Raw genomic sequence first — 13264 nt, 5'->3', positions numbered from 1 at the left:
AGGATATAAGGAATTTTTGGAAGAGATCAGGAGAAAAAACAAGGCATACACATTCTGTCGGAGGTTTTAAGGGGATAAGATTTACTCGCCGCGGACGGCTGCGAAACCTGCTTCCAGATCAGCAATGATATCGTCGATGTGCTCAGTGCCGATGGACAGGCGGATGGTGTTCTGATAGATCTGCTGCTCGGCCAGCTCTTCGTCGTTCAGCTGGCTGTGGGTGGTGGAAGCCGGGTGGATGACCAGACTCTTCACATCAGCAACGTTTGCCAGCAGGGAGAAGACCTTCAGGTTATCGATAAACTTGAATGCTTCCTCGCGGCCACCCTTGATGTTGAAGGTGAAGATGGATGCACCACCATTGGGGAAGTACTTCTCGTACAGGGCGTGATCCGGGTGATCCGGCAGGGAGGGGTGGTTGACCTTCTCCACCTGCGGGTGGTTTGCCAGAAACTCGACCACCTTCTTGGTGTTCTCCACATGGCGCTCGATGCGCAGGCTCAGGGTCTCGGTGCCCTGCAGCAGCAGGAAGGCGTTGAACGGCGAAATGGTGGCACCGGTATCACGCAACAGGATCGCACGGATGTAGGTGACAAAAGCTGCGGGGCCTGCTGCATCGGCAAAGGAAACGCCGTGGTAGCTAGGGTTGGGGTCAGCAATATTGCCGAACTTGCCGCTTGCCTTCCAGTCAAACTTGCCGCTGTCCACGATGATGCCGCCCAGCGTGGTGCCGTGGCCGCCGATGAACTTGGTGGCGGACTGGACGACGATATCTGCGCCGTGCTCAATGGGACGGATCAGGTACGGGGTGCCGAAGGTGTTATCGATGACCAGCGGCAGGCCGTGCTTGTGCGCGATGGCTGCAATGGCATCGATATCGGGGATATCGCTGTTGGGGTTGCCCAGAGTTTCCAGATAGACGGCCTTGGTGTTGGGCTGGATGGCATTCTCCACCTCAGCCAGATCGTGTGCATTGACAAAGGTAGTGGTGACACCGAACTGGGTCAGGGTGTGCTCCAGCAGGTTGTAGCTGCCGCCGTAGATGGTCTTCTGAGCCACGATGTGATCACCGGCCTGTGCCAGTGCTTCGATGGTGTAGGTGATGGCAGCAGCACCGGAAGCGGTAGCCAGAGCAGCCACGCCGCCTTCCAGAGCAGCGATGCGCTTCTCGAACACGTCCTGCGTAGAGTTGGTTAGACGGCCGTAGATGTTGCCTGCGTCTGCCAGGCTGAAGCGGTCTGCTGCGTGCTGGCTGTTGCGGAACACATAGGAAGTGGTCTGGTAGATAGGCACTGCACGGGAATCGGTTGCGGGATCGGCCTGCTCCTGGCCAACGTGAAGCTGCAGGGTCTCAAATTTATAGTCAGACATAGTATTTTACCTCTCTATTTGTACTTTTAGTATAATTTTATGATACAAAAAATCCCGATGCGTGATACAAAAGCGCACCGGGCAAACACAATTCAAAGCGATTCTGTCAACGTCACATTCGGGTACACATTCGTGCACAGCAAGAGGGCATCGTACAGTTCGCAGCCAGATGTTCTGCCCGGTCACCGTACATTCGCCCATAGCGGAAGTTTGCGTGCAGCAGGTCGTTCCAAATCAGCTTCATATCCGTGCCCTCCTTTCCGAAATAATTCTTTCCCACTCATCTACAAACCGGAGCCTCTATCTGCTCTGTGCCGGGAAGCAAAACCGTCGTTTTCTTTTTCCCACTAGGTTTGTGGATTTATTGTTTGCATTATATCCCCTCTTACCCAGTTTGTCAATGGGTTAATTCCAGTTTTTTTCAAATTGAGTTTTCTGCACGATGCGCAGCCCGCATTTGCAGCATCCCGTTGTGCAGTTCCAACAGGAGTAATACTTCTGCTTCTTCGGAAATTTTTATTTTTCCATTGATAAAACCTTAAAATTTTATTGTTATACTAAAGCTGTTCCTTGCAAACGCCCTGCAAATCGTTTATTATGGTAGCGTTCTTTTTTATCATCAAAGGAGTTTTTCGATGCTGCATCGTTTCTTTCATTTTTTAAAGCAGAGCCTGCTCGTTGTTCTTTGCATTCTGCTGCTTGGCGGGCTGCTGGCAGGCGGCTGGTTCTTTTATCAGGGCAGACAGCTGTACCGCAGTGCCGCCAGCAGTTACCCAGTGGCTTCCATGTACGACGCCATCTGTGCCCGCGGGAGCTATACTTCCTACGATGCGCTGCCGCAGATCTATATTAACGCAGTCATCTGCACCGAGGACGAGCATTTTATGACCCACAAGGGTATCGACCCGGGGGCCATCGCCCGCGCCCTGCTGGCCGACCTGCGCGCCCACTCGCTGGCCGAGGGTGGCAGCACCCTGACCCAGCAGCTTGCCAAGAACGAGCTGTTCACGCAGGACAAGCATCTGGCCCGCAAGGCTGCCGAGATGCTTGCTGCTTTTGATATTGAAAAGACCTACTCCAAGCAGCAGATCTTTGAGATGTACGCCAACACCATCTATTTTGGCAGCGGGTATTATGGCATTGCAGAAGCTGCCGAGGGCTACTTTGGCAAGGAACCGGCCCAGCTGACCGATGTCGAAGCGATCTATCTGGCGGGTATGCCCAACGCGCCCTCGGTCTGCGCCAGCAGCCCGGAGCTTGCCTTCAAGCGGATGCAGGTGGTGCTCAAGCGGATGGTCAAGTGCCGCGTGCTCACCCAGCAGCAGGCCGATGCCATTGCCGCAGATGCTGAAAACTTAACGGTTTAAACAAGACACCGCGCCCTGTCTGCTGCGGATCAGACAAGGCGCGGTGTTTTGTTTTGCGGTATTTGGTTTGGTAAAGGAGGAATCATGTTACCCGTTCAGGCGGTTGCGGCCCCGCCTGTCGGTAGCATTATCATACCAGAGAATTTCTGCGAAAGCATGTTATTTATATGAAGCTTTTATGAATTTACCGGTTCTTTGCCGCTGTCATGCTGTCACTCCGGGGCTTTCATGCTTTCCACCATGCTGATATGCCGCACATGCCGCCGCATGGCAAAGCACACCACAAAGGTGAACAGCATCGTCAATGCCACTGCCAGCAGATAGCTGCGGGGTGCAATGGTGCGGATGAACATGAGCTGATCCATTTCCACGGTCAGGATAATGAACCGGTGCAGCGGCACGCCCAGCAACAGGCCCACGCCGGAGCCGATGAGGGACAAAAGCTCGATCTCGCGGAAGATGTAGCGGTACACTTCTTTGTCATAGAAGCCCAGCACCTTGATAGTGGCAAGCTCCTTTTTTCGCTCGGCAAGGTTGACGCTGATCAGGTTGTACAGCACCACCGCCGCCAGCGCCGCCGCGCACACGATGATCAGCACCACCACGTAGTTCAGGCTGCCGATCAGGCTGCCGAACATGGAGGTGGTGTCCTCGGTGAAGCTGACGCTGCTCACATAGTTGCAGCCCAGCAGCTTTGTGCGCAGGGTGTTGTACTCCGCCTCGGTGGTACAGCCGGTCAGGCCGTAGACGGTGTTCCACTCCGGCGTGCTGCCCAGCAGGGCCTGCAGCTGCGCATTGGAGAGATACAGCCGGGTGAACATGTAGTTCTCAGTAATGCCGGTCAGCACCAGCGGCACGCGGCTCCCGTCTGCTGCCTCCACATAGAACGTATCGCCCACGCTCAGCCCCAGATTCAGGGCCGTTTTTTCGGTCAGGATCACGCTGTCCTCTTCAAAGGGAATGAGGTCGTGGCCCACCCGGGTGCGGAAGGTGAAGTATTCGGTCATCCGGGCATCGTCCTCCGCGCCTACGATGCTGACATCGGCGCTCCCGCCCTCTTCATTATAAAGGGTGGTGGACTTTGTGTAGAACGCGCCCCAGCTGTGGACCGCACTGCTGCTGTCCAGCGTGTCGGCAAGGCCCTGCTCCATGGTCAGCGCCTTTTCATCGCTGAGCGAGATGGTGAGATCGTTGTGGGTCAGCTGCCCGGACTGCTTGTCCACGATGGGCAGGATGGAATCCTGAATGCCAAAACCGATCAGCAGCAGCGCCGTGCAGCCTGCCACGCCCAGCACTGTCATGAAGAAGCGCTTTTTGTAGCGGAACAGGTTGCGGGCTGTGGTCTTTTGGGAGAAGCTCATGTGCTGCCACAGCGGGGTGATGTACTCCAAAAAGATGCGCTTGCCTGCCACCGGGGCCCGGGGCAGCAGCAAAGCTGCAGTCTTTTCCTTCAGGCTGGCACGGCAGGCGTTCCATGTAGCAAAACCGATGACGGCCGCGCTGATGGCCACACTGGCTGCCGCCATGCCGGGGTAAAAGTGCAGCGTAAAGGTGGACATGCTGAAGATCATCTGGTAGGCATACCAGATGATGAGCGGGAACACCACAAAACCGATGACCATGCCCACGATGCTGCCCAGCACGCTGGCGCTGAGGGCATAGAACAGATACTTGCCTGCGATCTTTGCGTTGGAGTAACCCAGAGCTTTCAGGGTACCCAGCTGCAGGCGGTTCTCGTCCACCATGCGGGTCATGGTGGTGGTGGCCACCAGCGCCGCCACCAGGAAGAAGAACACCGGGAACACCCGTGCAATGGCATCCATGCGGTCGGCATACTGCTCAAAGGTGACAAAGCTCATGGTGGAGCCGCGGTCCAGCACATACCACTCACCGCTCTTGATCTGGCTCACCTGCTCCTCGGCATCGTTCAGCTGGGCAAGGCCATCGGCCAACTGCTGTTCGGCATCGGCCTTCCGGCTCTCGTACTCCGCGCGGGAATCGGCCAGCTGCTGCACGCCGTCCCTGTATTCCTGCCAGCCCTCGTCCAGCCGGGTGCGAGCCGCATCGAACTGGGTGTAGGCTGTGGCCGTGCCAGTGGTCAGCTGCAGCTGCCCCTGCAGAAGCTTTACCTTCATCTGGCGCAATGCGGCTTTGGCTTCGGTCACCAGCTGCTCGTTGGAAAGGCTGGGCGAAGAGATCAGCCCCTGTGCATACATCTGGCGCTTGCCCTCGTCCAGCTGGGCCTGATAGCCGTTCAGCTGGCCGCTGATGTTGTCGTAAGCATCCTGCGCCTTCTGCAGGGCATCCCGCAGGTCGGTGTATTCCTCATCGGCGGGCTCGGCCTCGTCCAGCGCCTTCTGCGCGTTGTGCAGAGCCGTTTCCGCATAGCCCAGCAGCGGGTCGGCCACCTTTTTCAGGTTCACCAGCATCTCGATCTGCTGCAGCTGATCCTCAAATTCCAGCAGTTGTTCCTCGCCGCTCACCAGCTCGTCCGCACCGCCCTGCATGGTATCCGGCAGAGCCTTTTTGTTGGCGGCAAGCTCCGCTTCGCCCGTGTCCAGCTGGGCTTTGGCGCTGTCCAGCTGTGCCTGTGCATCGGCCAGCTGCTGTTCTGCCTCCGCAAACTGACGGTCTGCTTCGGCTTTTTTGTCGTTGTACTCGGCCCGGGCATCGGCCAGCTCTGCACTGGCATCCTCGATCAGCTCCGCCCTCCGGGCTGTGCACTGTGCCCCGCTGATGGCCTTTACCCTTGCGGCTGTGTCATCCACTGCTGCCTGATACGCGTCCGAGTAATTATCATACAGGCCGGCATTTTTTACTTTGAGATAGCACGCCGTATAATAATCCGTGGTCAGGCTGCCCTCCGGCAGGAACACGATATCATCCAGCTGGCCGTCACCGGCGGTGCTGCTCTCCTTGTCCGTGGAAAAATGCTGCGGGTCCTGCACGGTGCCCACTACCGTGAACTGCTTCCGGCTCACATGTTCGGTGTCCTCCGGCAGGGTGAGCACCGTGCCCGGTTCCACCGGGTCGCCGTAGCCCATCACATGCACCACGCACTCATCCGGAGCCTCAGGCATCCGGCCCGAGAGCAGCACCAGACGGTTCATATTTTCTGCCGTGTCGGCCCCGGGGTCGGCGGGCAGCTGCTGCAGGCGCACCACCGCCGTCTCGCTCTGGCCCTGCCACTGGGCCTCCACGTCCTGATATTTTACCGCCTGTACGGCCTCCACGCCATCCACGGCGGCAAGGACGGCAATGTCCTTCTCCGAAAGGCCCAGTGTGGACAGCACCCGCAGGTCGAACACGTTCTGCTGCACGTAGTATTTCTGCCCGGCGATGCGCATGCTGGGCGCAAAACTCATCAGGCCGGTCAGCATCATCACGCCCAGCGCTACGATACCGAACAGCGAGACCATGCGGCTCAGGTTGTCCTTCATTTCCCGCAGGATGTTTTTACGATAACTTTTCAGCACAGCTCTCACCACTCAATCTCCTGCACCGGCACAGGGTGCTCGTTGACCTGATTGGAGACGATCTTACCGCTGCGCACCTGAATGATGCGGTCTGCCATCGCTGTCAGGGCGGTGTTGTGGGTAATAACGATCACCGTGCGGCCGGTGCGGCGGCAGGTATCCTGCAAAAGGGCCAGCACCTGCTTGCCGGTCTTGTAATCCAGTGCACCGGTGGGCTCGTCGCAGAGCAGCAGCTTGGGGTTTTTGGCCAGTGCGCGGGCAATGGACACCCGCTGCTGCTCGCCGCCGGAAAGCTGGGCCGGGAAGTTGTTCAGCCGCTCTCCCAGACCCACGCTGCGCAGGGTCTCTTTGGGGTCCAGCGGGTCGCGGCAGATCTCGCTGGCCAGCTCCACGTTCTCCAGTGCGGTCAGGTTCTGCACAAGGTTGTAGAACTGGAACACAAAGCCCACATCGTACCGGCGGTAGGTGGTCAGCTCTCTGGCGGTAAAGTGGCTCACGTTCTGGCCGTCCAGCCAGACGTTGCCCTCGTCGCAGCTGTCCATGCCGCCGAGGATGTTCAGCAGGGTGGTCTTGCCTGCGCCGGAAGGCCCCACGATGATGCAGAACTCGCCCTTATCCACATAGAAATTCAGGTGGTCTGCGGCGGCGATCTTCACACTGCCGGTCTGATAATATTTGCAAACGTCCTCAAACTCCACAAAATGCTCCATGGCGTTTTTTCCTTTCTATCGGGAATACATACTGTTTCAATTTAACTATAACATCTCCCGGCAGACTTTGCAAAGACATCTGCGCAAATTTTCAAAAACTTAACAACCGTATGCAGCCTTGCGCTCTCAGGCGTAGAAACCCTCTCAGTCATCGCTGTGCGATGCCAGCTCTCCCGAAGGGCGAGCTTTCGCATCTGACGGAAGGCGCAAAAAAGCTCCCCCTTTCGGGGGAGCTGTCGAGCGTATGCGAGACTGAGAGGGTTCATCTGTCAAGCGGTCAGCGCCCCACGATCAAATCGCGGCGGCAGCGCAGGCCCACGGTGAGGAAGTTGTTTTCGCCCAGTCGGCGCAGCACCACGCGGTCGGTGCCCTTCTGGCCCTCCACCAACAGGGACAGGTTCAGGGTGGTGGAGCCCTTCTCAGTCTGGATCACCAGCGTGCTCACACCCTCGTTCAGCAAGGTCTGCATGTCCTGCACGGTGGTGCGGAAGGTAGCAGAACCGGCGGGCACATCCAGCGTCAGCACGCCGTCCTTCTGGCGGGCAGTGTACAGCACTTCTCTGCCGAACAGGCCCTTGACGGTGTAACGTGCCTCGCTCTTTTTCGCCGCTGCATCTGCGGACGGGGCGGCCAGCTCATCGCCGGAGATCAGCATGATGTTGCCCTGAATGGGGTTTCCCTCCGGTGCGCCGTAGCCGCCGTAGGTGGGGTCCTTTTCGCCGATCGCCACATCGGCGCTGTGCAGGGCGATATCCCCCTGCACCATCTGCTCCTGCGGGGGCAGATAGCCTGCGGCAGCAGGGTCGTTGATGTCTGCTTCTGCGGCAAATGCACCCACGCTCAGCATGGCGGCAGCGCCCAGCACTGCAGCGGTGGTGGTGACGGTACGGACAAATTTATGGTTCAGTTTCATTTGGAATACCTCCGTTGACGGCGGTTTTGCACCGCACATTTTTGTTTTGTGGAAAACCATGGTCTGCCATGCGGTGTAATACAAAACCGCCGCATCTGTCTTATAAACGGATGCGGCGGCGGGATTATTGCAGCAGGCTATAAAAATTTTTTGGAATCTCTGCTGCCGGGGTCACTGGGCCTGTGCCGGTTCCCGGTTCAGGATCTCCATGAACTCCTCGCCGGTGATGGTCTCCTTCTGGTACAGATACCGTGCCAGCTCGTCCAGCTTGGCGCGGTTGTCGGTCAAAATCCGGACAGCCTTTTCGTGCTGAGCCTTGACCAGCTCCACCACCTTCTGGTCGATCTCGCGCTGGGTCTGGGCCGAGCAGGCCAGCGAGGTGTCGCCGCCCAGATACTGGTTGTTCACGGTCTCCAGCGCCACCATGTCAAAGTCCTTGCTCATGCCGTAGCGGGTAAGCATGGCGCGGGCAAGCTTGGTGGCCTGCTCGATATCGTTGGAGGCACCGGTGGTGATGGATCGGAACACCACTTCCTCGGCGGCGCGTCCGCCGGTAAGGGTGGCGATCTTGTTTTCCAGCTCTTCCTTGCTCATCAGGTAGTGGTTGCCCTCGTCCACCTGCATGGTGTAGCCCAGTGCGCCGGAGGTGCGGGGGATAATGGTGATCTTCTGCACAGGGGCAGAGTTGGATTGCTTGGCCGCCACCAGTGCATGGCCGATCTCGTGGTAGGCCACGATGCACTTTTCCTTGTCGGTGAGGATAGAATTCTTCTTCTGGTAGCCTGCAATGACCACCTCGATGCTCTCTTCCAGATCGGCCTGAGTCACGCTCTTGCGGCCTGCACGCACGGCGCGCAGGGCTGCTTCGTTGACGATGTTGGCAAGTTCCGCACCGGATGCACCGGAAGCCATGCGGGCCACGGTGTTGAAGTCGATGCCCGGGGCCAGCGCCACCTTTTTGGCGTGCACTTTCAAAATCTCTTCGCGGCCCTTGAGGTCGGGCAGCTCCACCGGCACGCGGCGGTCAAAACGTCCGGGACGGGTCAGCGCCGGGTCCAGAGAATCCGGGCGGTTGGTAGCCGCCAGAATGATGACGCCGGTGTTGCCCTCAAAGCCGTCCATCTCGGTGAGCAGCTGGTTCAAAGTCTGCTCACGCTCGTCGTTGCCACCGAGATTGCCGCTGTTGCGCTTCTGACCGATGGCATCGATCTCATCGATGAACACAATGCAGGGGGCCTTTTCCTTGGCCTGCCGGAACAGGTCGCGCACCTTGGATGCGCCCATGCCCACGAACATCTCCACGAATTCAGAGCCGGAAATGGAGAAGAAGGGCACATTGGATTCGCCTGCCACGGCCTTAGCCAGCATGGTCTTGCCGGTGCCCGGAGGGCCCACCAGCAGGATGCCCTTTGGCATGGATGCGCCAATGCTCTCGTACTTGCCGGGGTCGTGCAGATAATCCACGATCTCCTGCAGGTTTTCCTTGGCTTCATCCTCACCGGCCACATCCGCAAAGCGGATGCCGTGGGTGGACTGCACATAGACCTTGGCGTTGGACTTGCCCACGCCGCCGAACATCATGGACCCCGGGCCGCCGCCGGCCTTTTCCATCAGCTTTTTGTTCATCTGGTTGCCGATGAAGCTGAACAGCAGGATGGGCAGCACAAACCAGATCAGGAAATTGAGCATCGGCGACCCCTGCTCCACGATCTCGCTGGAAAACTGTGCTCCGGCATCATACAGGCGCTGGGTAAGCTCCGGGTCGTTCATCAGGCCGGTCTTGTAGACCTGCTTTTCCTCTTTATCGGTAAAAATGATCTGGTTGGATTCGATATCCACACGGCCGATGTTCTTTTCCTCGGTCATGGTCATAAAGGTACCGTAGTCCACTTCCTCCACCTGACGCTCGCTCATCCACGGCAGCAGCACAAGGTTGAGCAGCAGCAGGACCGCCAGCACGATGGCGTAGTAGATCGCCAGCGGCTTTTTGGAAGGTTTGACTTCTTTCATGTGGCAATTCCTCCTTTGGTTCCTGATGCAAGTAGTATAGCACAGTAAAACCGGGCGCAACAGCAATTCGAGCAGAACTTTCCAAAAACTTAGCAGTTTGTTAACAAAGGTCCCCTCTGCATACAAAAAGAGAGCAGCCGAAGCTGCTCCCTTTGGTTTCGCATGGGTTTACTGTTTTGGGAATGCCTTTTCCCACACTTCAATGGTCTTGAACTTGGGCATCCAGCCTTCCGGCTTGAAGCTGCTCTCGCTCTTGGCATCCAGCAGGCCCTGCTCCACGCACCACTGGGCTGCCTTGGCGGTGTCGGCATCTGCCACATCCGCAAAAGCCGGGGTGTTCACAGGTTCAGGTCTGCCTGCGGTGTTCCACACCAGCAGTGCCAGCTGGCCGCGGTTTGCGGGGATCTCTGCGCCCTCGGGCAGGATGTTGTGCAGGATCACCCGGGTAGCGATCTCGTAGCCGCCCCAGACTGCTGCACCGCCCACCAGAACGGCTGCAACAGCGCCGCCTGCGCCGGAATCGCCGCCGGTAAAGTCGTCATCGCCGGGCACGACAGGAGGAGTGCCCACAGCGGTAATGGAGATGTACGAAGGTACAGGATTCGTCTCAGGATTCGTCTCAGTGTTCGGCACAGTGTAAGAAGTTGTGCCTTCTTCGTCCGTATAAGCAACCGTTGCACTTTCAGCATTCTTGCCGGTCTTCACCTCATAACCCTTGGCAGGACTCTGAGTGTAGACCAGTTTGCTCTCCACTACAGCGCCAGTGCCCTTGTTTTCCAGCACCACATCACCAGAGCAGGTGATTTCAGCATCACCGCCAATGGTTGCTCCTTCGTCTCGCTTACCAGAAATGGTCACGTCTGTTGCGCCATTGATCGTCAGCTTGCCATCATGGAGTGCCGCAGCAGTCTTACTTGTGATTTTCACTTTACCACTGCAATTGATGGACGAATCGAGGTAACTGCGCGAATCCCAGACAGCGCGCTGGGCTGCAGTGATCGTCACATTATCCGCCTTAGTGATCACGACCGGATCCCAAACTGCACCGCCATTCTGGCTGGTGATCTCCACATTACCGCTGCACTCAATCTCGGCTCTGCCATAGATGGTATAGTTGTTTCCATCTTCATCGGTGCCTGTACGGCCCTCACCATGGATGGTCACATTCTGTGCGCTCTGAACATCGAGATTGCCGTGGTCACCATAACCCAGCACATTGCCAGAACCGGTATTATCCATCAGGATGTCACCGGCGCAGGTAATAGTAGCGTCCCCCGTGATAAGGGCGGTGGAGGATACGCCCGTTACCTTCACATCCTGTGCGCCGGTAACGGTCAGGCTGCCATTTACCACAGCACCGTTCGCATTGCTCAGTACCACATCCACCTTATCCTCGAGATCGTCAGTGATCTCGACCTTCATCTTGCCAAAGCTGCCGGTACCGGTCAGGGTGTGGGTATCCGGGTCATAGGTGAGCTTGTCGTTGCCGACTCCAAGAATGTGCCCGCAGTTTTCGCTGGTCACTTCAATGGGAGGATTATTGCCTATCGTGACTTTGATGCCGTAGTTGGTTGCTTGATCAGTGACCTTTTTCCAGTTAGCGGTCAGGGCCATGTTTTCGTGCACAGTAACGTTGATTTCTTTGTCGGTCTTGTTGCTGCCAGTCCAGCCCTTAAACATCCACTGTTGGGTCTCGTCCGGTGCAACAGCCTTGACGTAGACTGTCTTGCCCTCGTCCACATGATAGGTAGAAGTGCCGTTTGCGCTCGTTGCATTGATCAGCTCCGTGGTGTACGCTGCATCCGTGTAAGCCTTGGCATTCGTCAGCGTGAGCGTCTTGTTGCTCGGATTCACATACTCGATTCTGAAATAAGAGTATCTTGCACAATCATTCGGGTCCTCGGTCTCAGTGCTCTCGGCCTCGGAGCTGCCTGCATAATAGCGGGCAACGTAACCAGTCGGCAGATTCCTTACCTCCACCGTGCCTGCCTGAACTGCCTCATAACCGTAGGTATTGCAAAGCGTGACCGCACCAGTGCAGTGATCAAGTACCAGCTTGCCTGCTTTACCCCTGTCGCCGATTACGCCATAAATAGCAAAAGCGGTAGCCTGAATTTTTTGCGCATTGTGCACGGTCAGGGTTCCGCTGACGGTCGAGCCGTTTCCGCAATTCAGAGAAAGGGTCTGACAGTTGATATCTGCACCGCCGTTGAGGATGCCGTCAATGCTCACATCCTGTGCGCTGTTCACAGTCAGCTTGCCTTCAACAGCCTGATTTACCAAGCTGATGTTATTATAGTCAAGGTTGCCGCTGATTCTCACATCACCAGCGCTAGTAATCGTTGCATCACCGCGAATCGCAGCATCAGTGCCGGAATCGGATTTTGTGACGGTCAGATCATTGACAGTTGCATTCAGGCTACCATTCACGGCGTAAGATTCACCCTTGATGGTGACGTTTTCTCCACCGTTAAGGATTACATCGCCATTAAAGCCGCCTTCAAACGCAAAGCCTTTGTCATAAGACACGGTGGGATAACCTAAAGGCCATGCCACGTCAAAGCTGACAGTTTCACCATTCGCCGTCAGGTTGTAAGTAGTATTGCCCACCGTAACGGTCAGTGTATGCGCCGCACTGCCACCTTCTGCCGCCAGTGCGCTGAGGGGGCTTGCCGCCTGCAGCAGCAGGCCAAGGCTCAGCAGCCCGGCAAGGAATTTACGGGTACGTAGTTTCATGTAGGGTGAACCTCCTCTGTTCTATCTTTGATTCTATCATACACCCGTAGCTCCCCCCGGGCATTCGTTTGACACGAATCGACCGAAAAATGCATCGAATCGACCCGTGCACAATTTTGGGAAATTCTGCCCCTTCTTTTGTGAAATTGTTTCATTTTGAGAATGAGTCAGATTGCTTGACACTGCTCGCGAATCATGCTAAACTTAGTCCACTTTGAAAAAAGCACAAATGCGTTGACGGGGAAAAAACGAATTTCTTCTGCGTACAGAGAGCCGCCGGGTGGTGCAAGGCGGGTGCAGAGGGTTTCGGTTACTGGCCCCTGAGCGGCAGGGCTGAACACACAAGTAGGCTCTGACGGATGTCCACCGTTACAAGGACAGCGATTCGCCGCAAAAAGCCGATCGTGCAAAGCGGCTGTGCCCAAAGGCGCAGCAAAGAGAGTGGTACCACGGGTGCCCTGTAGTTTGAACTTTACAGGCTCTCGTCTCTCAAGGTTTTCGCCTTGAAAGACGAGAGCCTTTTCGTATATCTGCCTTTTGGAAGCAGGCTTGCCCTCTCCGTCACGGCTTACGCCGTGCCACCTCTCCCAAAGTGAGAGGCCTTGGCAGTACGGCAAAGTTTTCGGTTTTGCCAAGGGCTCCCCCCTTTGGGGGAGCTGTCGAACGAATGTGAGACTGAGA

General features: G+C 56.8%; 8 protein-coding genes and 1 other annotated feature. Of the genes, 1 reads left to right on the top strand and 7 read right to left on the bottom strand.

What is annotated here, in order from left to right; translation table 11 throughout:
- Positions 1 to 81 precede the first annotated feature (81 nt).
- Both DW937_RS10895 and DW937_RS15430 read right to left on the bottom strand, forming a co-directional pair.
- Positions 82 to 1371 carry an O-acetylhomoserine aminocarboxypropyltransferase/cysteine synthase family protein gene (locus DW937_RS10895; protein ID WP_120120924.1) on the bottom strand — a complete coding sequence of 430 codons (1290 nt, stop codon included), beginning with the start codon at positions 1369 to 1371 and terminating at the stop codon, positions 82 to 84.
- Between the two features lie 112 nt (positions 1372 to 1483).
- A complete protein-coding gene (locus tag DW937_RS15430) occupies positions 1484 to 1615 on the bottom strand; it encodes a hypothetical protein (RefSeq protein ID WP_256466444.1) in 132 nt (43 codons plus the stop codon).
- 391 nt (positions 1616 to 2006) lie between these two features.
- Between DW937_RS15430 and DW937_RS10890 the strand changes: the two genes are divergently transcribed.
- Complete coding sequence (locus DW937_RS10890; RefSeq protein ID WP_120120923.1) at positions 2007 to 2738, top strand: biosynthetic peptidoglycan transglycosylase; 732 nt, start codon at positions 2007 to 2009, stop codon at positions 2736 to 2738.
- A gap of 212 nt (positions 2739 to 2950) precedes the next feature.
- On the opposite strand, the gene DW937_RS10885 is transcribed toward DW937_RS10890, so the two are convergent.
- From DW937_RS10885 to DW937_RS10865, 5 genes are all read right to left on the bottom strand, one after another.
- Positions 2951 to 6223 (bottom strand): ABC transporter permease, encoded by a 3273-nt coding sequence (locus DW937_RS10885; RefSeq protein ID WP_243111470.1) that lies wholly within the window; start codon positions 6221 to 6223, stop codon positions 2951 to 2953.
- Positions 6220 to 6924, bottom strand: coding sequence for an ABC transporter ATP-binding protein (locus DW937_RS10880; protein WP_005942271.1), 705 nt, complete (start codon positions 6922 to 6924; stop codon positions 6220 to 6222). Before DW937_RS10880 ends, DW937_RS10885 begins: the two co-directional genes overlap by 4 nt.
- A 277-nt stretch (positions 6925 to 7201) precedes the next feature.
- Complete coding sequence (locus DW937_RS10875; RefSeq protein WP_120120921.1) at positions 7202 to 7837, bottom strand: transcriptional regulator, IclR family protein; 636 nt, start codon at positions 7835 to 7837, stop codon at positions 7202 to 7204.
- A gap of 171 nt (positions 7838 to 8008) precedes the next feature.
- Entirely contained in the window at positions 8009 to 9847 is a 1839-nt protein-coding gene (ftsH, locus tag DW937_RS10870) for an ATP-dependent zinc metalloprotease FtsH (protein WP_120120920.1), read from the bottom strand.
- 168 nt (positions 9848 to 10015) lie between these two features.
- Entirely contained in the window at positions 10016 to 12583 is a 2568-nt protein-coding gene (locus tag DW937_RS10865) for a hypothetical protein (protein ID WP_120120919.1), read from the bottom strand.
- Between the two features lie 225 nt (positions 12584 to 12808).
- Positions 12809 to 13076: a binding site (T-box leader), on the top strand.
- Positions 13077 to 13264 lie beyond the last annotated feature (188 nt).

This window comes from Faecalibacterium sp. AM43-5AT, assembly GCF_003603345.1.
Classification (GTDB): domain Bacteria; phylum Bacillota; class Clostridia; order Oscillospirales; family Ruminococcaceae; genus Faecalibacterium; species Faecalibacterium taiwanense.
The sequence above is the reverse complement of the archived record's forward strand: the minus strand, read 5'-3'. Positions and strand labels throughout refer to the sequence as shown.

Excerpts from the sequence above, each read along its gene's own strand:
- DW937_RS10895 (WP_120120924.1), bottom strand. The coding sequence starts at position 1,371 with ATGTCTGACTATAAATTTGAGACCCTGCAGCTTCACGTTGGCCAGGAG.
- DW937_RS15430 (WP_256466444.1), bottom strand. The coding sequence starts at position 1,615 with ATGAAGCTGATTTGGAACGACCTGCTGCACGCAAACTTCCGCTATGGG.
- DW937_RS10890 (WP_120120923.1), top strand. The coding sequence starts at position 2,007 with ATGCTGCATCGTTTCTTTCATTTTTTAAAGCAGAGCCTGCTCGTTGTT.
- DW937_RS10880 (WP_005942271.1), bottom strand. The coding sequence starts at position 6,924 with ATGGAGCATTTTGTGGAGTTTGAGGACGTTTGCAAATATTATCAGACC.
- DW937_RS10875 (WP_120120921.1), bottom strand. The coding sequence starts at position 7,837 with ATGAAACTGAACCATAAATTTGTCCGTACCGTCACCACCACCGCTGCA.
- ftsH (WP_120120920.1), bottom strand. The coding sequence starts at position 9,847 with ATGAAAGAAGTCAAACCTTCCAAAAAGCCGCTGGCGATCTACTACGCC.
- DW937_RS10865 (WP_120120919.1), bottom strand. The coding sequence starts at position 12,583 with ATGAAACTACGTACCCGTAAATTCCTTGCCGGGCTGCTGAGCCTTGGC.